The sequence below is a fragment of the Prevotella pectinovora genome (assembly GCF_000834015.1).
GTDB lineage: Bacteria > Bacteroidota > Bacteroidia > Bacteroidales > Bacteroidaceae > Prevotella > Prevotella pectinovora.
In genome coordinates this window covers 1-21,092 of the sequence record NZ_JXQI01000030.1, presented here as the reverse complement: position 1 = coordinate 21,092, position 21,092 = coordinate 1, and the positions used below count along the sequence as shown (strand labels likewise).

Below are 21,092 nucleotides of genomic sequence, written 5' to 3'. Positions count from 1 at the left end.
CTTACCCAACATGGGCAAGCATGTTGCCCATTTATTGAAATATTTGTTTGGATTTCAACCCACAAACGGTCATTATGGCTTGATGCAGTTTTCTGCTGCCAGTGTTCCAAAGTTCTTGTGGCGTGACCATTGTGACTGATGGCTTTTCCGTTTTCCTTAAAATTTAGTTAAAACAAAACAATAATCATTGACATGCCATCATAGTATGAAGAATAATGGCTAATTTTGCATCTGAAAACTGAAAAAAGTATTTGGGTTTTCTGTAAATGTTCCGCCGGAAGTTTGTTTTAGCATGTGAATGCCGTCAGCAGCCGGGGCGGATAAATCAAGAAAGAAATATTAGGTAGTTTTACATATATAATATACAAATCATTACATATATAATTTTACATACATAGAAATCATTAATATTATAAATAGGTATGAAGAAAAAGAGTAATTTATTTATTCTGTTGCTTGCCGCAGTGCTCGTGTCATGCGGCGGAGGCAAGAAAAGTGGAAAACCGGATTTCGGCGACGACGAATATGCGGTAAGGACAGTAGGTGTGCAGTCAGCAGAGCTGCAGACCACCTATCCTGCTACGATAAAGGGAGTGCAGGACGTGGAGATCCGTCCTAAGGTGTCTGGATTCATCACCAAGTTGTGTGTGCATGAAGGCCAGGCAGTGAAGAAAGGCCAGCTCCTCTTCGTCATCGACAACGAGACCTACCAGGCAGCCGTGCGCCAGGCAAGGGCAGCCGTGAACACAGCAAAGGCTCAGCTCAACACAGCCAAGCTGACATACTCAAACAATGAGAAGCTCTTCAAGAACAACGTTATCGGTACTTACGAGCTTCAGTCATCAAAGAACAATCTCGAGGCAGCCTATGCTGCCGTGGCACAGGCCGAAGCAGCTTATGTATCAGCCAAGCAGAACCTCGACTTCTGCTATATCACCAGTCCTGCCAACGGTGTCGTAGGCGATCTGCCATACCGTGTGGGCGCATTGGTGAGCGCTTCAAGCCAGCAGCCACTCACCACTGTGTCGAGCATCGGCACTATGCAGGTGTATTTCTCAGTAACAGAGAAAGACCTTCTGGACATGACAAAGGGCGTTGGCGGTATCAATGCTGCAATCAAGGATTATCCAGCCGTGAAGCTGCAGCTCGCTGACGGAACTGTATACAACCACGACGGACATGTGGCTACAGTGAGCGGCGTGATCGACCCTACTACAGGTACCGTTTCTATGCGTGCCGACTTCCCTAACCCTGAGCATCTGCTCAAGAGCGGCGCTTCTGGCAGCATCGTGGTGCCACATGTGTCTTCTTCGGCTATCATCATCCCGCAGGATGCCGTATCTCAGGTTCAGGACAAGTTCTTCGTATACGTAGTTGGCGAGGGCAACAAGGTGAAATACACCCCTGTGACCGTGAATCCTAACAACGACGGCAAGAACTACATCATCGAGAGTGGCCTGAAGGCAGGCGACCGTATCGTGATGAACGGTATCTCAGGTCTTACCGACGGACAGAAGATCACTCCTCTCACAGAGGCACAATATCAGGAGAAACTGAAGAAGACCGAGGCTCTGGGCGCTGACCAGGGCGACCTGAGCAAGCTGAAGAAGGCTTTCGGAAAATAAACAAGTAGAGAAGAGACGAAATGGCAAGGAGTCCTCGCATGACCCGTCAAAAAGGGTAGTGGATGATTTAGGCAGCCATGATTGCAGACAGGCAGTTGATGTAATGCTTCTTGCAGATAAGCCGGCCTGTCGGATCTCCGGCTGACTTGTCAGCTTGTCTACTTGTCAACTCGTCAACCTAAATAAAATTACAACAATGAGATTAGATACATTTATCAAACGCCCGGTGCTCTCCACCGTGATCTCTATCCTGATAGTGATTCTCGGTGTCATCGGACTCATTTCGCTGCCAATCGAGCAGTACCCGAACATGGCGCCTCCTACCATCATGGTGCGTGCCTCATATACGGGTGCCAACTCGCAGACAGTGCTTAATTCCGTGCTTGCTCCTTTGGAGGAGTCAATCAACGGTGTGGAGGGAATGACATACATGACCTCTTCTGCAACAAACGACGGTTCGGCTTCCATCACAGTGTTCTTCAAGCAGGGTATGAATGCCGACATGTGTCAGGTGAACGTTCAGAACCGTGTGTCACAGGCGTCAGCTCTTCTGCCAGCCGAGGTTACCAAGGCCGGTGTGACGGTGATGAAGCGCCAGTCGTCAACGGTGATTCTTTTCGGTCTTACTGCCGACGACGACCGCTACGACGACAAGTTTCTCACCAACTATGCCAACATCAACGTCATTCCTGCCATCAAGCGTGTGAACGGTGTGGGTGAGTGTCAGTGTTTCTCCCAGAAAGACTACACCATGCGTCTCTGGATAGACCCGGTGAAGATGAAAAGCTACGGACTGATTCCTGCCGACCTCACAGGAGTGCTGGCTCAGCAGAACATCGAGGCAGCTCCTGGTTCTGTGGGCGAATCGTCTGACAACCAGTATCAGTACACCTTCCGTTACAAAGGTCGTCTGAAGACTCCAGAGGAGTTCGGCGACATGATCATAAAGTCTACACAAGACGGACAGACCATCCGTGTGAAGGACGTGGCACGCGTGGAGATGGGAGCCCTCTCATACAGCGTGGAGTCAAAGAACAACGGCAAGCCGTCTGTAACCATGATGGTGACACAGACTGCCGGTTCTAACGCTACAGAAATTGCTACAAACATCAAGAAGCTGCTGAAAGAGCAGGAAGCAACAATGCCTCCTGGCATCCACTTCGATATCATGCAGGACGTTACCGAGTTCCTCTTCGCTTCTATCGAAGACCTCATCAAGACCCTCTTCGAGGCATTCGTGCTCGTGTTCATCGTGGTGTATATCTTCTTGCAGGACACCCGTTCGACGCTCATCCCGCTTATTGCCGTGCCAGTGTCGTTGATCGGTACCTTCTTCTTCCTCTATGTGTTCGGCTTCTCGCTGAACCTCTTGACGCTCGCCGCCCTCGTGCTTGCCATCGCCATCGTGGTCGATGACGCCATCGTGGTGGTCGAGGCTGTCCATGCCAAGCTCGACCTTGGATACAAGTCGGCGACGACAGCTTCTATCGATGCCATGAACGAGATTTCGGGCGCCATCATCTCCATCACCCTCGTTATGGCATCAGTGTTCGTGCCGGTGTCTTTCATGGGTGGTACGTCAGGAACCTTCTATCGTGAGTTTGGTATAACGATGGCCATCTCCATCATCATTTCAGCCCTCAACGCCTTGACTCTTTCTCCAGCGCTTTGTGCAATGTTGCTGAAGCCTAAGAACGAGGACGGTTCAGAGCGCAAGATGTCGATGGTAGACCGTTTCCATGCTTCGTTCAACGCTGCCTATGGAAAGGTGCAGGCTAAGTACACCAAGGGCGTGCGTCGCTTGGTTGAGCGTCCGGTTATCGCAATAGGTTCTGTCATTGTCGGTATCGCAGTAATGGCAGTACTCATGTCAACCACAAAGACAGGTCTTGTGCCTGACGAAGATACAGGTACTGTATTCTGTACCGTTTCCACTCCTCCAGGAACTTCAATGAAGAAGACCAACGAGGTGATGGACGAGGTGGACCGTATGCTCGCCACCAACCCTGCCATCGCCAGCCGTATGCGTATCATGGGATACAACTTCATCGCCGGCCAGGGATCCAACCAGGGTACGTTCATCATCAAGCTGAAGTCATTCGAGGAGCGTCAGAAACTTGAGGGTCCGCTGAAGTATATCGGTGTGCACAACCTCGGTTCCGGTATGGTGCTCGGTATGATATACAAGCAGACGGCAGCCATCAAGGGAGCGCAGATTCTTGCCTTCCAGCCGCCTATGGTGCAGGGATTCTCTGCTACCAACGGTATGACATTCTCTATGCAGGACCGCACCGGTGGCGATGTGAACAAGTTCTATGACATCACCCAGAAGTTCATCGGTGAGCTCAACAAGCGTCCTGAAATCAGCAATGCCATGACATCATACAACACTAAATATCCACAGTATAAGATTGATGTCGATGTGGCAAAGTGTAAGCAGAGCGGTATCGACCCAAGCACGGTGCTCACCACCATGCAGGGATACTACGGAGGTATGTATGCAAGCAACTTCAACTCATACGGTAAGCTCTACCGTGTGTATATCCAGTCAGAGCCGAAAGACCGTGCCGACCTGAAGAGTCTTGCAAACATCTACGTGCGCACTCAGACTGGTCAGATGGCTCCTATCCAGGAGTATGTAAACCTGGAGCGTGTATATGGTCCACAGGAGATCGACCGTTTCAACCTGTTTACCTCTATCAACGTGAACGCTTCTGCTGCCGACGGATATTCTACCGGTGATGCCATCAAGGCTATGGACGAGGTGGCAAAGACCACATTGCCAGCCGGTTACACATACGAGTTCTCAGGTCTGACACGTACAGAGCAGGAATCAAGCAACTCCACTGCGATAATCTTCGCGTTGTGTCTCACCTTCGTATACCTGATTCTCTCGGCACAGTATGAATCGTATGTACTGCCGCTTTCGGTAATCCTCTCTATTCCGTTTGGTCTTGCCGGAGCGTTCCTCTTCACCAACATGTTTGGTAAGAACAACGACATCTACATGCAGATCGCGCTCATCATGCTTATGGGACTTCTCGCCAAGAACGCCATCCTTATCGTGCAGTTCGCCCTTGAACGCCGTCGCACGGGTATGGCCATCTCATGGTCGGCAGTGCTCGGAGCTTCTGCCCGTCTGCGTCCTATCCTGATGACTTCGCTCGCCATGATCATCGGTCTGTTGCCATTGCTCATGCCATGGGGCGTAGGCTACAACGGAAACATGACACTCGGAGCGGCAGCCGTAGGTGGTATGCTCATCGGTATGCTCTGCCAGATTATGGTCGTTCCAGCGTTGTTCTACATCTTCCAGACATTGCAGGAGAAGATCAAGCCTATCGAGTTTGAGGGCGACAATGCTTCTGTTGACTCTGAGGTGAAACAGTATACCAACCCATATGTGGCTGGTGCGCTGCAGGCACAGATCGACAAGCACTCAAAGAAATAAAATAATATATCCAGTCCCATCGGAGAAACTCACCTCCTTTGGGTCTGGGATTATAAAAATACATTATCTATATGAAGATCAAGAGTATTATAGCTTTCGCCTCTGCCGGTCTGTTGCTTGGCAGCTGCGGAATATACAATAAATACGAGCGTCCCGACGTGAATGTGAAGGGCCTGGTGCGCGACTCCGCTTCCATCGCCGACACTCTCGCCGTAAGCGACACTACGAGCTTCGGCAACCTGCCTTGGCGCAGCGTCTTCACCGATCCTCAGCTGCAGTCGCTCATCGAGCAGGGACTGACTCACAACACCAACATGCTCAACGCCGCTCTCAACGTGAAGATGGTGGAGGAGCAGCTCATGGTGGCAAAGCTCGCTTTTGTGCCATCGTTCACGTTCTCGCCACAGGGAGTGATCTCTTCGTGGGACGGCAACAAGGCAACGAAGACATATTCACTGCCAGTGCAGGCAAGCTGGAGCATCGACCTCTTCGGCAATCTGCTAAACGTGAAGCGCAGCGCACAGATGTCGCTGCTCGCCACCAAGGATTATCAGCTCGTGGTGCAGACTGGTCTGATTTCAAACATCGCCAACATGTACTATACTCTCATGATGCTCGACAAGCAGTTGGAACTTGTAGACAACATGACAAACCTCACCAAGGAGACATGGGAAATCATGAAGCTCCAGAAGGAATTGGGACGTGTGAAGGAGACTGGCGTGCAGAGCGCCGAGTCTAACTACTATTCGGTGCAGGCACAGGCAGCCGACCTGAAGCGCCAGATTCGTGAAGTGGAGAATTCCCTCTCCCTTCTGCTCGGTCAGCCGGCACAGACAATCAGCCGCGGAAAGCTCGACGAGCAGTCGTTGCCTTCGGAATTCTCTACCGGCATCGGCATACAGCTCCTGAGCAACCGTCCCGACGTGCATTACGCCGAGATGTCGCTCGCACAGTGCTTCTACGACACCAACCAGGCTCGTTCGCGCTTCTATCCAAGCATCACAATCAGCGGTTCTGGTGCATATACCAACAATGGTGGTGGAGGTATCGTGAACCCTGGCAAGATGTTGTGGAATGCCATAGGTAGCCTCGTGCAGCCTATCTTTGCCCACGGTCAGCTCGTGGCAGGACTCAAGGTGGCCAAGGCAAAGCAGGAACAGGCATATAACACATGGCAGAATGCCGTGCTCTCTGCCGGCAGTGAGGTGAGCAATGCCCTGGTGCTCTACAACTCTTCTGACGAGAAGTCGAAGCTGGAGCAGAAGCAGGTGGAAAGTCTCACCAAGAACGTGGAATACACCAAGCTTCTCTTCAACGAGGGCAGCAGCACCTATCTTGAGGTAATCACCGCACAGCAGAGCCTGCTCAATGCGCAGCTCTCCAAGGTGGCAGATGATTTCTACAAGATGCAGGCTGTTGTGAACCTCTACTACGCTCTCGGCGGAGGAAGAAACTAAAGTTACACACCATTTAAACTTGTATATCATGATAAGTGAAAAAGCATATATAGCCCCGGGCGCAAAGTTGGGCAAGAATGTCACTGTCTATCCTTTCGCCTATATCGAGGACGACGTTGTCATCGGCGACGACTGCGTGATTTATCCTTACGTGAGCATCATGAAGGGCACACGGATGGGAAAGGGCAACAAGGTTTATCAGAACACCGTGCTCGGTGCTGAGCCACAGGACTTCAATTTCAGTGGTGACGACACACCGCTGATTATCGGCGACGAGAACATCTTCCGTGAGAATGTTGTCATCAACCGTGCCACATTCAAGACCGGCGAGACACGTATCGGCAACCGTAACTTCTTCATGGAGGGTGTCCACGTGTCTCACGACACAAAGGTTGACGACTACTGCACATTCGGATATGGTACTAAGGTTGCCGGCGACTGCGAAATCCACAGTGCTGTAATCTTCTCTTCCGGTGTTATCGTAAACGCCAATGTGCGTGTGGGTGGAGCCTCGATGGTCACCGGCGGTGTGCGCATCAGCAAAGACGTACCTCCGTTTATCGTAGCCACTGACAACCCAGTGCGCTACGGAGGAGTAAACGAGACCCTTCTCCACAATTCGGGCATTGAACCAAAGGTGGTAGGCCATATCGCCAATGCCTATCGCCTCGTGTTCCACGGACAGACGAGCGTGTTTGATGCCATAAACCAGATCAAGGAACAGGTGCCGCCAGGCAAGGAGATTGAATCTATAGTTGCGTTCCTTGAAGCATCTAAGATTGGAATTATAAGTAAAATGTAAATCATACCTAATATTTTTTCATAGCATGGTTTTTGTAGGGAATTGGCCGCGAGGTTAGTTCCCTATTTTCGTAGTATTGAGGTATGCCGGGCTTCTCTTGTCCGGATAGCTGTCGGTCATAAAATGCTTCCACAAAGCGCTCTGTATATGCAGACGGCGTTGAGTCGCTGCCGGCAGTTGAGACAATGGCAAAGGGCAACAGACCGACATATTCGCTGCCGTTCTCAGAAGACTTCATCGGCGGACTGACACCAGAAAACTGGATTATCGAGAAACTCGACGGCAAGATGCAGGACCAGTATCTGTGGCGCTTCGACAATTGGTATGAGATTCCTGTCACAAGCGGCAACTTCGAAGGAGACTTCGCTTCAATATCATCAGCAGTGGCAGGATACACACTGGTATGGGCAGTTCTCGACACACCACCACTCGTTCGCGGAGAACTGAAAGACGGTGAGAAGACATTCCTGGAGTTTGACATCGACTACAATGCCACGACAAAGAAGAGCACTGAGGCTGGAGTATACTATTCATACAACGCAGTGGAATGGGCGCCAATCGAAACACTGAAGGGATATACCGCCGAAGACCTTGCTGACGGTGAGACAACGAAACCTGAACATAAGGTATACGACATCACCAAATGCTTCACTGATGACACCACGCCGGTATATATCGCATGGCAGTATAAGGGCAAGCTCGCACAGCACATGGCAATCGACAACGTGAGAGTTTACAACGGAGAGTCGGCTTCTATCGCAGCTGCCAATGCAGACATGAAATTCCGTGTTGAGGGCAACGCCATCGTAGTGGGCGGTATGGCAGGCAACGTCAGTGTATGCACACCAAGCGGAATGTGTCTCGCCGAGGCAAGACTCAATGCCGGTGACACAGCAACGCTGCCACTCGCCAAGGGTGTGAACATCATCTCCATCCGCACGGCAGACGGTGTGAAGACAATGAAGATCAACAAATAAATGACGATGAATGATAAATGACAATAAGGAATTAAAGGTAAGTTTTAAACATGCGAAAAGAAAAATCGGCAATTTGACTTTTTGAGATTTCGCCGATCATAAGCAATAAAAATGTGCATAGTCTCAGCCGTGATGGCAGGGACTATGTTTTTTTATGCTCTGACCCATGCCCGTTTTGCTTGTCATGTGTTCCGACAGATTCAGAACTGTATACTCTTATCTTTTAACGTCATTTATCTTTTGCCGTCATTCATGTCCGCTATTTATGCATTAATGTTACTTTTTACAATAATAAAGATGCTTATTCAAATATTTTGCCTAACTTTGCCCCGAACTATTTATATCTACTAACAAGCTAATCAAAAAAACATAAACAGGAAAATACAATGGAACAAGTATTCGGCTACATTATCAGTCTGGGTGCAAGTGTTATGATGCCTATCATCTTCACCATCATCGGACTGTGTATCGGTATGAAATTCGGCAAGGCACTCAAGTCGGGGCTCTTTGTCGGTGTGGGATTCGTAGGACTGGGAGTGGTGACGGCATTGCTGACCACCAATTTCAACGACCCGCTGAAGGGAATCTCAGACATCTATCACCTGCAGCTCAACGTTTTTGATATGGGTTGGCCGGCAGCAGCTGCCGTGGCATACAACACCGCCGTGGGAGCGCTCATCATCCCCATCTGTCTGGGAGTGAACTTCCTGATGGTCATTACCAAGACCACACGCACGGTGAACATCGACCTCTGGAACTACTGGCATTTCGCCTTTATCGGAGCCGTGGCTTATTTCGTGATGGGTGAGAGTCTGCTTTGGGGATATTTCGCTGCCATCGTTTGCTATATCATCACTCTGGTATGCGCAGACCTGACGGCAGAGAAATTCCAGAAATACTACGACCTCGAAGGAATCTCCATTCCTCAGCCATTCTGCCAGAGCTTCATGCCCTTCGCCATCGTGTTTGACAAGTTGCTCAACCTCATCCCGGGCTTCTCTAAACTCGATATCGACGCAGAAGGACTGAAGAAGAAGTTCGGTGTGCTCGGCGAGCCCCTCGTCCTGGGAGTGATCGTGGGTATGCTCATCGGATGGGCAGCACAGCTCGACATCAAGAAGATACTCTTCCTTGGCGTCACCATGGGAGCCGTGATGGAACTCATCCCCCGTATCACCTCGCTTTTCATCGAAGGACTGAAGCCTATTTCAGAGAAGACACAAGAACTGGTGAAGACCAAGTTCAACGGCAAGAAGGTGCATATCGGCATGAGTCCGGCTCTTGTTATCGGGCATCCCACGACTCTCGTGGTGTCTATAATCCTCATTCCCGTGATTCTCGCTTTGGCAGTGTTCCTGCCCGGCAACCAGTTCCTGCCGCTGGCATCGCTCGCCGGAATGTTCTACCTCTTCCCGATGGTATTGCCGTTCACCAAGGGCAATGTGGTGAAGACGCTCATCATCGGACTCGTGGCTCTCGTCATCGGCCTGTATTTCGTTACCGACATGGCACCCGACTTCACAATGGCAGCAAAGCATGTGTTTGATGCCACTGGCGACAAGGCAGCCGAGATACCGGAAGGATTCTCCGGCGGTGCGCTTGATTTCGCCTCTTCTCTCTTCGGTTGGGTAATCTATCGTGGCATCAAGCTGCAGTATCTCGGTATGGGAGTATTGACGGTGATAACCCTTGCCCTCATGTTCATAAACAACAGACGAATCGTGAAGGAAGACAGAGAGGCAAAGAAAGACTAATTGAAGCAGGTGGGTATGCCATACAATGTGGCAGATCTGCATATAATATAAATCAAAAAACTATCAAGATAATGAAGAAACTATTGTTGTCTACAGCCCTTGCGGCTACTACTCTGTGTGCCAATGCACAGACAGACTATTCTATCCAGACGGCTTGCAATCCATTGGACGTGAAGACATACGACACCGACCGCCTGCGTAGTGCGTTCACAATGCAGAATGTGATGGAGGCAAACAAGATCCACCTCACATATTCAATGTACGACCGTCTCGTTTTCGGAGGAGCAGTGCCAGTAGGCGAAGTGCTGAAGCTCGAAGCCATCGACCCTCTGAAGGCACCATATTTCTGCTACAACCGTGAGGTGGGAATCATCAATACCAGCAAGGGTGTTGGTGTGGTGACCGTTGACGGCAAGCAGTATGAACTGCATTTCAAGGATGCTCTCTATGTGGGCCGCGGTTCAAAGGAAATCACCTTCGCAAGCAAGGACGCACAGAACCCAGCCAAGTTCTATATCAATTCCACTACTGCCCACAAGGCATATCCTACACAGATGATTGTATGCAACGATGCAGCTCGCGCCAAGAAACTGAAGTGCTTGAACTCAAACAGCTTCCATGCCGGAAAAATGGAAGAGAGCAACGACCGCGTCATCAACCAGCTGATTGTAAACAACGTGCTCTCTGAGAAGAACGGCGGCAAGGGCGGTCCATGCCAGTTGCAGATGGGACTCACCGAGTTGGCTCCAGGTTCAGTATGGAACACTATGCCAGCCCATACCCACGGCCGTCGTGTGGAGGCATACTATTATTTCAATCTGCCTGAGGGTAACGCCATCGCCCATTTCATGGGAGAGCCACAGGAGACCCGCGTAATCTGGCTGCACAATGAGCAGGCAGTGATGTCTCCGGAGTGGAGCGTACACTGCGCTTCTGCCACAAGCAACTATATGTTCGTCTGGGGCATGGGCGGAGAGAATCTTGACTATGGCGACATGGACAAGATACCTTATGTGGAAATGAAGTAATCCCTATGTGGATATGAAGTAAAACCTAAACGGCCTAATGACCGATTGGGAATAATCCCCTATCGACATTAGACCGTTTTTTTTATAACTGCTTGCAGCCTTTTGTATTTTGCAAGGCATTTTGGCAAGTATACGGATTGACGGGTAGACGAGTAAAGAGTCTGCCCGTCAATTCGTTTTTACTATCTGGTTGTAGTAAGGATATGGTATTTCGATGCCCTCCTTGTCAAAGCGCTCCTTGATGCTCTTTAAGAGGTCGTATTTCATCACCGTGGCGTTTACAGCCGTTGCCGCCCATGCCCATGCACGCAGCGTTATGGCAGAGTCGCCGAGATTCACCACGCGTATCACCACCTCAGGCACGTCCGCCTTCTTCTCTTCCTCCGTGCGGTGGTCTAAAAGCAGCGGGTGCTTCATTATCTCCTGCCGCATCACGTCGATTGCCCCGTCCAGGTTGGTGTCGTAAGACACGCCGATGTCGATGAACGCACAGGTGGAACTGTCGCCATACGAGGAGTTTATTATCGTGGCAGAGTTTATCTTGCTGTTAGGAATCAGAATCATGCGGTTCTCCACGTTGCGTATTATGGTGTGGCGCAGCGTTATCTCAATTACCGTTCCCACCACGTCGTCGTAAACCCGTATGAAATCCCCCACCTTGAACGGGCGGGTGAAGATGATGAACAGTCCGCCTACGATGTTCGACAGTGCCTCTTGTGATGCAAGACCCACCGCCATGGCGAGGATTCCTGCACTGGCGAGTATGGAGTTGCTTATCTTCTCCATTCCCGGTATGAGCGAGAGAAATGAGGCGCATCCGATGATGTATATCGCCGTGACCACTATCTGCCTGAGAAACATAACCTTCGTCACGTCCATTCCCTTCTCCGCCTGTTTGCGCATCGTATGGCGGAACAGGTATTTGGCTATCGCCGAGAGCACTCTTACGATGATGTATATCACAACGAGCTTTATGCCGAAGATTATGGCGTCTTCGAGTCGGATGTTCATATGAGACTTGTCGAGCAGCTCCTTCACGGAGTGTTCGGGAACCTTCTCGATTTCCTTGATGGTCGAGGTGGCGGCGAGGAATAGACTGTTCATAATTGTGTTTGGGTTTTAATTGGGATTTAATATGATGCCGTGCATGGGATTCCCATGGCTGTCACGCGGTCGCGTATGCCGTCAAGCTCCTCGTGGGTAGCTTTCAGCAGGCCCTTTGCCGGAGTTTCGCGGTCGATGGTGTATACCATCACCTCCATCGGCTTGATGCGCTCCACAGCCTTGAGCCACGGTTCGATGTATTCCTCCTTCACGTTGCTAATGTCCACGCCGTCTGCTTGCCCTTTCATGAACATCGTCTGGATTATGACATGGCCTTTGAAGGCGGAGAGACTCTCGATGATGTCCTCCACGTTGTAGTTCGGCTGCTGCGGACGGTCCACCTTCTTGATGTATTCTATGCTTACGGTGTCGAGTTTCAGTATGTTGTTGTCAACGCGCATCAGTGCCTCGTGCACCTGCTTGTGGTGGAGCATGGTGCTGTTGCTCAATACCGATACCTTTGCCTGCGGACAGTATTTGTCGCGCAGTCTTATAGTGTCGTCAATGATTTCGGCGAAATGCGGATGCGCCGTAGGTTCACCGTTGCCGGCAAATGTCAGCACATCGGGCTTCGGTCCGTTTTCTGCCATCTCCTTCAGCTTGGCTTCCAGGGCGGCAGCCACTTCCTCGCGAGTGGGGCGTGGAAGGGTGGGGCGGTGATCGGCGTTGAAGCCGCATTCGCAGTAGATGCAGTCGAATGTGCACACCTTTCCGTCGGCTGGCATAAGGTTGATACCTAAAGAAACACCGAGTCGGCGACTGTGTATCGGTCCGAAAATCGGTGATGGATATATTACTGTACTCATGGTAAGATGTTTTTTTTTGTTTTTTTTGTATGTTTCTATTTGTCATGCAAATATACACACTATTTCTAACACCAAGAAGAAAACAATTGTTTTAGTGACGGTGAAAAAATAGATTGGTATGATTTGAGCCTCATATCTTTAGATGAAGTTGACACCTTATTGGGATGTTGCATTTCTCACTCAAATCGCACTAAGTTATTATTTTACCTCCTCGAAATGCACACTGTCTATAAACAAGCTATTTGCGTGAGCGTGCTGCAAATGTGCTGCAAAACTCGTGCTAACGAGAGAAAAGAAAACTTGCTTTCTTTTCCGAGTGCAGCCGAGTTTGACCTTGGTCAAATATGGAAATAAACAACGATAAGCAAACACGCACTCAACTGCTGTAAAGGTAGTGCAAATGGAGAGAAAAATAAATCACATTTATTTTTATTTCCGAGGTGCAGCCTACCTTATTAAAAGGTAGTGCTTTACCACAAAGACACATGATAAAACGCCCCAAAAACTACAAATGAAATACCTCAAAAATTATAAATAGATTACAACAAAAACTTAAAATAAAACACATTAAAAATTTAAAATACGTTTGGTAATCAAGTTAAAATGAGTACTTTTGCAGCATAAAACAAAATCGAATATGGCATATCTAAATAGAGTCTTTGACTTGCGACTTAAAGCGCATCTTAAAGCAATGGGAGCAGTGCTCATTGAAGGACCAAAATGGTGTGGCAAGACCACAACTGCCAAGCAATTGGCCAATAGTGTTATTAGTTTACAAGATACTGACCATCGTGAAGAATATTTGGCTACAGCCATTACCAAGCCCTCATTCTTATTAGAAGGGGAAGTGCCTCGCTTGATAGATGAATGGCAAGATGCCCCAATGCTATGGGATGCAGTGCGCACAAAGGTTGATGAGCGTGGCTTGCCTGGTCAATTCATATTGACAGGGTCTAACGCTATTGACGACAGTAAAATCCATCATAGTGGAACAGGGCGTATTTCCCGGATGGAGATGCTGCCCATGAGCCTGTGGGAATATGGTGAATCTAACGGCAGCGTATCATTGATGGAGATGTTTGACAATCCTCAAGAAGAAATCTTCGCTACCTCGGAACTAAAAATGGAAGAAATCATATTTGCTGCATGCAGAGGAGGTTGGCCAGCAACATTGAATTTAGGTGACGACAAGTCAAAATTACTTGTTGCCAAAGAGTATGTAAAGTCTGTATATAAGAATGACATATCACGCATAGATGGGGTAAAGAGAAATCAGAAGTTGGCGCACCTGATAATGAAATCATACGCACGCAACATCTCTACATTGGCAAAAACCACATCCATATTGGCAGACGTTACTGCGTCTGATGATGTAGAATGTACCAGGCCTACGCTTGAAAGCTACATCGAGGCATTGGAAAAACTGTTTGTCATTCAGGACATAGAGGCTTGGTGCCCTTCCATAAGGAGCAAGACAACAATCCAAAGCAGACCCAAACGAGCGTTCTGTGATCCATCGGTTGCAGTCGCATCACTCAACCTGTCACCAGAATCCTTAATGACTCAATTAAAGACATTTGGTTTTATTTTTGAGCAAATGTGCGCACGAGATCTTAGGGTGTATTCAGCCTCTCACGATAGCCGCCTCTCATACTATCGCGACCGCTACGGACTGGAAGCCGACTTGGTGCTTCATCTTGACGATGGACGCTATGCTCTGATAGAGTGCAAACTTGGCAGTCGTGAAATAGAAGAAGGAGCCAAACATCTTTTGGAAATTAAACGACTCATTCAAGTGCATAATGAGACAGAAAAGCAGGTGCCGTTGCGCGAACCCGACTTGATGATTGTCATGACAGGTGGCAGCATGGCTTACACACGCCCAGACGGAGTCAAAGTCATACCGCTTGCTTGTTTGAAAGATTAAAAAAACAGAATAGGATATGGGAACAGCATTACTGGCACTCTGCTTCTGCGCATTGTCGCTCGTCCTTGCCTTGTTTGTGGGCATATCGCCCATAAGCGACAAGGCAAAGATTAGGTTTATGTATGTCGGTGCTGCGCTGTCGTTGATGGCTGTGCCAAATGCTGCCAGGCCGACCTCATGGCATATGCCAGTTCCGCATTCTTCAAGATTGGCAAGAAGCGTAAGGATATCGCCCAGTTCCTCTGTACGGTTTTCGAAGCTTACTTCCCTGGTGGTGAAGGATTCGTGTATAAGAAGATGCCAGGGACGAAAAGTTAGCTTGATAAGATCAGAGAATAATAGATAAGTTAGCACGAGACCACCATAAAACAAATGCACTTACATCCTTCATAATCTTATTCTTGAAATCTTACTGATTGCTCGTAATGTACTGATAATCAATACTAATTGGAATGGTAAAATGACGAAAGAAACAAATTAGGAACAACAAAATCAAGAAACCCCAAAATGAAAGCATGAGAAAACATAAATTAACACTGAAAACAATGATAAATTTCCGATTTTGACATTTTAAGAACATGGCAAATAGAACAAATATTTATGAACGCATATATGTATCTTGCCATGTTGGGAAATCAATTGCTTAGTCCCATTTTTGCAGATTATATTTCTATTTTGTCTAAATTACGACGGAATACAGCAGATATTCAAGGGATTTGGATGGATTATCACGATAAAATATTATTTTTGTAGCGTAAAAACGATAAAAACATGAAGTTAAATCGCATAAGAGCAGTCTTAGAGGACAAAGGGATAAGCCAAACATGGCTTGCAAAGAAGTTAGGAAGGAGTTTCAGTACGGTCAATGCTTACGTATGCAACCGTTCTCAACCCAACCTTACAACGCTTCTTGAAATTGCACAGTTCTTGTCTGTGGATATGAAAGAACTTATCACGGACAAAAAGGAACGCAATGATTGAAGAGATTATGAGAGACAAAATAATATCATAGCATCATTTTGTGGATAAACTAAAATATAGTATTTGCAAAATAAATTGAACTTTTCTCATAAGAAAAGAAATATACTATAAGAGTTCATATCTCTCTACATGTTAAATTATTAATTGCTGATAACTATGAGACTGAAGCCAAAACTCCTCAATGCAATAATATTAGGATTGACAATGTTCCTTTCAATGCAAACCACTTGTGCTGCTTGCAACCCATCAATGGCCATTCAGCAAAAGAAAGTGGCAACTGTTGGCAAAAAGAGGGTTGCCATTAGCAAAAAGAGAGTTGTCAAGAGCAAGAAGAGAACCTATCGCAAGGCTTCGGCGCGTAAATATTCGCATAGGGAACTGAACTCCATTATGCGGATACTTGAGCGGAAGTTCCTGTCGGAAGACAAGACCCCGGCCTTGCGAAATGTTGTTGGATTTGGAATGGGATCCAACTCCATTGATGTTGCGCTCCGTTGGAACACGAAGGAGAAGCAGCAGGAGTTTCGTAGGCAGATTTACAACTCGCCCGCCATCAGGTTTGAGGGCAAGTTGGACCCTATCATCGACAACAGGGAAGGCGTGAGCACCTACCAAGGTATCTCCCTCAAGGCGGAGAAGCCTTCCTATCCATTGGGCACCACGGAGATCAGATTCACGATTACCAACCATAGTGGCAAAGAATTCATGTATGGCGAATCATATAGCATCACAGCCCAAGGTAGGGATGGTAGTTGGTTTATTTTACCAACTGACTGCCTATTCAATGCTGTTGGGCATATATTAAGCGACGGTCAAAGCGGCACCATCACCGCCCATCTTTTTCCCGATATTCTTCCAAACAATCCTGGCGTCTATCGCTTCTTCTACGAAGAAAACATAGATGGCAATAAGGTGCTGCTTATGGCAACCTTTGAGTTGAAGTAAATAAAAAGAATTGTTGCTTATGAAAATACTCTTCAGTTTATTGACATTTTGTTTATTTGCCTCATGCGTTCATTCCCAAGAGGCGGTGGACACGGTAAGTGTGCGTGTACAGTATCGTGCATTGTATAAACACACGCAGGAGCAAAAGGAAGCGTATGATGATATAAATCTGTTGGATATAGGGAGACATTCGTCTCGGTTTTATAGCCAACGGTTTGAGCAGTTTCTGTATCAGCGTGATTCTGTGAAGAGTGTGAATACCGACCCTATGAGCTATTTGCAGTTCCTGGCAAATACGTTTGGCTCTAAGAAAGGACGCGAGTATGAAGTTTATAAGCACATTCCACAGAGGGGCACGCTCACTTATACGGATGTCGTGCACAATGACTTTTCATTCTGTTATGAGGAATCCATTCCGACCTTCTCTTGGGAACTCGCCGAGGGTGACACTATTATTATAGGTTATCCCTGCCACAAAGCCGTTTGTTAGTTCCGTGGGCGCACTTGGACAGCGTGGTATTCGTTGGACTTGCCTTTTGATAATGGTCCATGGAAGTTAGGTGGTTTGCCCGGACTCATATTGGCGGCTTCTGAAAGCCGACATGAATTCTCGTTTGTTGCTACAGGCATAGAGCAGATACGGCAAACTGTAACCATCAGCTTTCACCCCAAGCGTTATTTGCGCTCAACTCCTGTCAAGTTTCAACATCTGCTTGAGGATTACTGGAAAGACCAATGGAATACTACCAACCGCTTGCAAGGTAGCGGATATAGCGAACCGCCTAAGGCACAGCGGAGTTTCAATGCCTGTTTAATGGAAAAATATGAATAAGTGATATGTAATAACCATTTGGAAAGCAATGAGATATGCCATATTTTTCATACTTCTGCTATCCAACCTTTCGCTCTCTGCACAAACCTTCACAGGAAAGGTGAAGGGTAAGAAAGGAGAGCTCTTGGTAGGTGCCTCGGTTGTGGCATCAACTGAGAGCAAGTCAACCGTGGCGTATTGTCTCACAAGCGATAATGGTGAATATAAGCTGACTATTCCTAAAGGGAAAAATCCTGCAAGTATAACGGTAAGTTATATTGGTTATCAGAAGAAGACGATGCCGTTTGCTGATTTGAAGGATGGCATGACTATCACGTTAGTAGAAGGCGACTTTCAATTAAAGGAAGTAAAGATAAAAGCGGAGCGTATAAAGAGTTCTGGAGACACGCTCACATATTCGGTTGCTGGTTTTCGCCAGGGGCAAGACCGAAGCATTGCCGACGTGATAGCCAAGATGCCTGGACTTGAGGTAAAAACGGATGGCAAGGTGGAATACCAAGGAAAACCTATCAACAAGTTCTATATTGAGGGACTTGACTTGATGGGGTCGCAATATGGTGTTGCCAACCAAAACATCTCAGCCGATAAGATAAAGAGTGTGCAGGTGTTGGAGAATCATCAGTCGGTGAAGTCGTTGCGTGGCGTGTCGTTCAGCGAACAGGCTGCTCTCAATCTTGTGTTGAAGGATGATGCCAAAGCCGTATGGACGGGAGCGGCTGACATAGGTTTGGGTTATGGTGATGATTTTTTATACGACTGCCGACTGATGGGTATGCGTTTCAACAAGAAGTATCAGACGCTGATGATGTACAAGAACAACAACATCGGCAAGCAACTCGACAATGAGGTGCTCGATCTTGCTGCATTGTTAAAGGGAAGAACTGGCTCTGAGTCGGGCTTTCTCTCAATGATGTCGGTTGCGGCTCCCGACCTTGCAGACAACCGATATACTTTCAACAATAGTCATCTTGTTGCCGGCAACTGGCTTTGGAAGACTGGCAAGGATTCGGAACTGCGTGTGCAAGGCAATGGATTTATAGACAAGACCGATATGCAGGACTATAGTTCATCCACTTATCTCACCCTTGCCGATGTGCCAGTCATAGTTGAGGAGCAGAATGTCAGCAACACCCGAAGCGAATGGAAGGGTGAGGCCAACTATCAGTACAACGGCAGCAAGAGTTTCATCAAGAACAACCTTAAAGGTTATATTGACTTCAACAAGAGTGTCGGCACGATGATGTACAACGGACAGCGCACCGACATGATGGTGAAGCCGCACAAGCGCAGTATTACTGAGGATTTTCAGATGTCGCACACCACGGCAAAGGGCAACATATACAACGTTGAAAGTTATTGGACCTACAGCTATCTGCCGGGACAGTTGCTCACCATTGGTGGAATGACAGAACGGCTGAATCTCGGTTTCTTCTCAACACAGAATGAAATGCAATATAAACTGAAAGTCGGCAGACACTATCTCAACAATGAATTGGGAGTGAACTATGACTATCAGAGCATTGGTGTGGCAATGGGCGAGGAAGCAGAGAAGACGAATGTGTATCAGTTGCTTCGCATGTATTGGTCTCCTTCAATGTCGTTCCTTTTCGGAAAGCATATGATAGGAATAAAGTCGAAGATAAGTTATGCTCGTCAGTCTTACCGTGAGTCAAGAAGCAATCATCTGTGGATAGACCCTGCGGTGGGTTGGAATTGGAAGGCAACTGTTGTTTCTGAATTTTCGGCTAATGTTGGTTATGCTAATGCGCCATTGATGGGAAGGTCTATCTATGACACTCCTATCTTCACAAGCTATCGCACGCAGAAAGTGAATAGAGGCAAAACGGATGCTACTCACTCTCTTCATGTAACGGCAGCATATAAATACACCAATCCTGTGTCGGGACTGTTCTTTAATATTCGTCCTTCATATAATAGGATGTCGGGAAACATCCTTTACGAGAGTGCGATGAACGGCAATATCTACACCATGACTGCTACCGACAAGGAATATGCCATGCAGACAATAGGCGTTTCTGGTCGTGTAAGCAAATCGTTTGGATGGGCAAAGACACTTGTCGGTATTGGCGCCTCACACAACATCACAGATTATAATATGCTTGTGTCGGGCATTGTGAATGACGCACGTATGAACACAACCTCTGTTTCGTTCAACTACTCATTGCGTCCAGCGAGATTTCTTTCTGTTGAGGGTAAGTCGAATGTGAACATTTATAAGCAGAAAAACCTCACGGCCCCAGAACTCTCTTCCGACCCCACAACCGACTGGGAACATATCCTTAAACTATATGTGTTCCCTGCCAAAGGATGGATGCTGAGCGTAAAAAACGAACTCTTCCATACCAACGACAAGAGCATCGGTGTAAACCACTTTCTTGACCTTGCCATTGCCTACAAGGCTAAGCGTTGGGAATTCTCCGTCACAGCAAACAACCTTATTGGCACTTCTGAGTTTGAACGAAGAACTCTCGGCAACACCATTGAGTCGTATAGCATTACTCGTCTTCGTCCAAGAGAAGTGCTTGCAAAGTGGAGTATGGATTTGTAAACTACAAGAAGTCCTTTAATGCAAGAAAGATTACTAAGAAAGTCATAACGAAGCCAATTATGAAGAAGAGCCAAAAGAACCACTGGGCATAGTGACCGAGGTAGCAACCATTATATTCCTTGTATCGCTCACGGACTTTTTTCCGTTCATAAGCAAACATGGAATTGACCTCACGGATATGCATCTGCATCTGTGCGGTCATCCATTGGCGTTCTTTGGCAAACAGTTCTTGAATCTTCTGCCAGTCAGCATCATTGACATTTACAGATACCTTTAATTTTGTGGGAGCATTTTCCAAAGCTTTGTCTATGTGCTGATTGATGGTATCAACCTTTTTGCTGATAGTAGTCACAGCACCACCTAATTTGGTTTCTGCCCGTTGATACTGCTGAATGGCAGATTTCAGTTCAAGTGTGGCATTGATGAAGGTATTGGTTGCCTTGTCAATGTCCTCACTCAACTGCTTTAATTCAGGAACACAATTTACAGATCCGTCCTCGGCTTGCTGCTCCTCGACCTCGTTTTCAACATCATTCATCATCTTATCGAAATCTGGTAAAAGCTAAAATCTTCTCAACTGCGCATTATCATAAGCCAAGAATATCGTCAGAAATACAGACAATGCATGGAGGCACGCCATGCAGACAACCAGAAACTGACGAAAGTGCTCACTTCGATATATCCTCTTTATCCAATACCAGGGATATGTCATGAATATAAATCGTGGCAAGGCTTTTATGATTTGCGGTATGGGGGCTCTATTGTCTTGGATTTCTTTGCTTGCATAAGTTCCATCATTGCTGCATATCGCTTTTCCGTCAGTTGGATATTGCG

Annotated in this window: 15 protein-coding genes and 1 pseudogene; 13 read left to right on the top strand and 3 right to left on the bottom strand. The window is 47.5% G+C overall.

Annotation, left to right across the window (positions count from 1 at the left end; genetic code table 11):
* The first annotated feature begins 422 nt into the window (after nt 1-422).
* The 7 genes from ST42_RS04355 (at nt 423) to kduI (ending at nt 11,094) form a co-directional block, all read left to right on the top strand.
* On the top strand, nt 423-1,625 hold the full coding sequence (locus ST42_RS04355; RefSeq protein WP_022315661.1) for an efflux RND transporter periplasmic adaptor subunit: 1,203 nt from the start codon (nt 423-425) through the stop codon (nt 1,623-1,625).
* A 196-nt stretch (nt 1,626-1,821) separates the two neighbouring features.
* Nucleotides 1,822-5,076, top strand: coding sequence for an efflux RND transporter permease subunit (locus ST42_RS04350; RefSeq protein ID WP_044065262.1), 3,255 nt, complete (start codon nt 1,822-1,824; stop codon nt 5,074-5,076).
* Between the two features lie 71 nt (nt 5,077-5,147).
* Entirely contained in the window at nt 5,148-6,533 is a 1,386-nt protein-coding gene (locus tag ST42_RS04345) for an efflux transporter outer membrane subunit (protein ID WP_044072490.1), read from the top strand.
* Between the two features lie 28 nt (nt 6,534-6,561).
* The gene (gene lpxA, locus ST42_RS04340; RefSeq protein ID WP_042517081.1) at nt 6,562-7,335 is read left to right on the top strand and encodes an acyl-ACP--UDP-N-acetylglucosamine O-acyltransferase; all 774 of its coding nucleotides are present in this window, start codon (nt 6,562-6,564) and stop codon (nt 7,333-7,335) included.
* Nucleotides 7,336-7,520: 185 nt separating this feature from the next.
* Nucleotides 7,521-8,312, top strand: a complete 792-nt coding sequence (locus ST42_RS04335) for a hypothetical protein (RefSeq protein WP_044072488.1) — start codon at nt 7,521-7,523, stop codon at nt 8,310-8,312.
* 386 nt (nt 8,313-8,698) lie between these two features.
* Nucleotides 8,699-10,066 carry a PTS galactitol transporter subunit IIC gene (locus ST42_RS04330; RefSeq protein WP_042517077.1) on the top strand — a complete coding sequence of 456 codons (1,368 nt, stop codon included), beginning with the start codon at nt 8,699-8,701 and terminating at the stop codon, nt 10,064-10,066.
* Nucleotides 10,067-10,137: 71 nt separating this feature from the next.
* Nucleotides 10,138-11,094, top strand: a complete 957-nt coding sequence (gene kduI / locus ST42_RS04325; protein WP_022315655.1) for a 5-dehydro-4-deoxy-D-glucuronate isomerase — start codon at nt 10,138-10,140, stop codon at nt 11,092-11,094.
* Between the two features lie 168 nt (nt 11,095-11,262).
* Here the strand turns inward: kduI and ST42_RS04320 are convergent, their stop codons facing one another.
* Nucleotides 11,263-12,198: a mechanosensitive ion channel family protein gene (locus ST42_RS04320; protein WP_052488232.1), complete on the bottom strand. Its 936-nt coding sequence runs from the start codon at nt 12,196-12,198 to the stop codon at nt 11,263-11,265.
* A gap of 26 nt (nt 12,199-12,224) precedes the next feature.
* A complete protein-coding gene (locus ST42_RS04315; RefSeq protein ID WP_044072487.1) occupies nt 12,225-13,004 on the bottom strand; it encodes a radical SAM protein in 780 nt (259 codons plus the stop codon).
* Between the two features lie 637 nt (nt 13,005-13,641).
* Here ST42_RS04315 and ST42_RS04310 point away from each other — a divergent pair.
* The 6 genes and pseudogenes from ST42_RS04310 (at nt 13,642) to ST42_RS04290 (ending at nt 20,258) form a co-directional block, all read left to right on the top strand.
* Nucleotides 13,642-14,931 carry an ATP-binding protein gene (locus ST42_RS04310; protein WP_044072485.1) on the top strand — a complete coding sequence of 430 codons (1,290 nt, stop codon included), beginning with the start codon at nt 13,642-13,644 and terminating at the stop codon, nt 14,929-14,931.
* A gap of 177 nt (nt 14,932-15,108) precedes the next feature.
* Entirely contained in the window at nt 15,109-15,249 is a 141-nt protein-coding gene (locus tag ST42_RS13770; protein ID WP_156132433.1) for a hypothetical protein, read from the top strand.
* 453 nt (nt 15,250-15,702) lie between these two features.
* Nucleotides 15,703-15,912, top strand: coding sequence for a helix-turn-helix domain-containing protein (locus tag ST42_RS04305; RefSeq protein WP_044072484.1), 210 nt, complete (start codon nt 15,703-15,705; stop codon nt 15,910-15,912).
* 156 nt (nt 15,913-16,068) lie between these two features.
* Nucleotides 16,069-16,857 carry an immunoglobulin-like domain-containing protein gene (locus tag ST42_RS04300; RefSeq protein ID WP_052488231.1) on the top strand — a complete coding sequence of 263 codons (789 nt, stop codon included), beginning with the start codon at nt 16,069-16,071 and terminating at the stop codon, nt 16,855-16,857.
* Between the two features lie 19 nt (nt 16,858-16,876).
* Nucleotides 16,877-17,689 (top strand): annotated as a pseudogene (locus tag ST42_RS13990) (GLPGLI family protein).
* A 28-nt stretch (nt 17,690-17,717) separates the two neighbouring features.
* Nucleotides 17,718-20,258: a carboxypeptidase regulatory-like domain-containing protein gene (locus ST42_RS04290; protein ID WP_042520118.1), complete on the top strand. Its 2,541-nt coding sequence runs from the start codon at nt 17,718-17,720 to the stop codon at nt 20,256-20,258.
* Nucleotide 20,259: 1 nt separating this feature from the next.
* On the opposite strand, the gene ST42_RS04285 is transcribed toward ST42_RS04290, so the two are convergent.
* Nucleotides 20,260-20,799 carry a hypothetical protein gene (locus ST42_RS04285; protein WP_042520117.1) on the bottom strand — a complete coding sequence of 180 codons (540 nt, stop codon included), beginning with the start codon at nt 20,797-20,799 and terminating at the stop codon, nt 20,260-20,262.
* Between the last annotated feature and the right edge of the window lie 293 nt (nt 20,800-21,092).

What these genes read in the sequence shown, in the direction of transcription:
- ST42_RS04355 (WP_022315661.1), top strand. Translation starts at nt 423, where the DNA reads ATGAAGAAAAAGAGTAATTTATTTATTCTGTTGCTTGCCGCAGTGCTC.
- ST42_RS04350 (WP_044065262.1), top strand. Translation starts at nt 1,822, where the DNA reads ATGAGATTAGATACATTTATCAAACGCCCGGTGCTCTCCACCGTGATC.
- ST42_RS04345 (WP_044072490.1), top strand. Translation starts at nt 5,148, where the DNA reads ATGAAGATCAAGAGTATTATAGCTTTCGCCTCTGCCGGTCTGTTGCTT.
- lpxA (WP_042517081.1), top strand. Translation starts at nt 6,562, where the DNA reads ATGATAAGTGAAAAAGCATATATAGCCCCGGGCGCAAAGTTGGGCAAG.
- ST42_RS04335 (WP_044072488.1), top strand. Translation starts at nt 7,521, where the DNA reads ATGGCAAAGGGCAACAGACCGACATATTCGCTGCCGTTCTCAGAAGAC.
- ST42_RS04330 (WP_042517077.1), top strand. Translation starts at nt 8,699, where the DNA reads ATGGAACAAGTATTCGGCTACATTATCAGTCTGGGTGCAAGTGTTATG.
- kduI (WP_022315655.1), top strand. Translation starts at nt 10,138, where the DNA reads ATGAAGAAACTATTGTTGTCTACAGCCCTTGCGGCTACTACTCTGTGT.
- ST42_RS04320 (WP_052488232.1), bottom strand. Translation starts at nt 12,198, where the DNA reads ATGAACAGTCTATTCCTCGCCGCCACCTCGACCATCAAGGAAATCGAG.
- ST42_RS04315 (WP_044072487.1), bottom strand. Translation starts at nt 13,004, where the DNA reads ATGAGTACAGTAATATATCCATCACCGATTTTCGGACCGATACACAGT.
- ST42_RS04310 (WP_044072485.1), top strand. Translation starts at nt 13,642, where the DNA reads ATGGCATATCTAAATAGAGTCTTTGACTTGCGACTTAAAGCGCATCTT.
- ST42_RS13770 (WP_156132433.1), top strand. Translation starts at nt 15,109, where the DNA reads ATGGCATATGCCAGTTCCGCATTCTTCAAGATTGGCAAGAAGCGTAAG.
- ST42_RS04305 (WP_044072484.1), top strand. Translation starts at nt 15,703, where the DNA reads ATGAAGTTAAATCGCATAAGAGCAGTCTTAGAGGACAAAGGGATAAGC.
- ST42_RS04300 (WP_052488231.1), top strand. Translation starts at nt 16,069, where the DNA reads ATGAGACTGAAGCCAAAACTCCTCAATGCAATAATATTAGGATTGACA.
- ST42_RS04290 (WP_042520118.1), top strand. Translation starts at nt 17,718, where the DNA reads ATGAGATATGCCATATTTTTCATACTTCTGCTATCCAACCTTTCGCTC.
- ST42_RS04285 (WP_042520117.1), bottom strand. Translation starts at nt 20,799, where the DNA reads ATGATGAATGATGTTGAAAACGAGGTCGAGGAGCAGCAAGCCGAGGAC.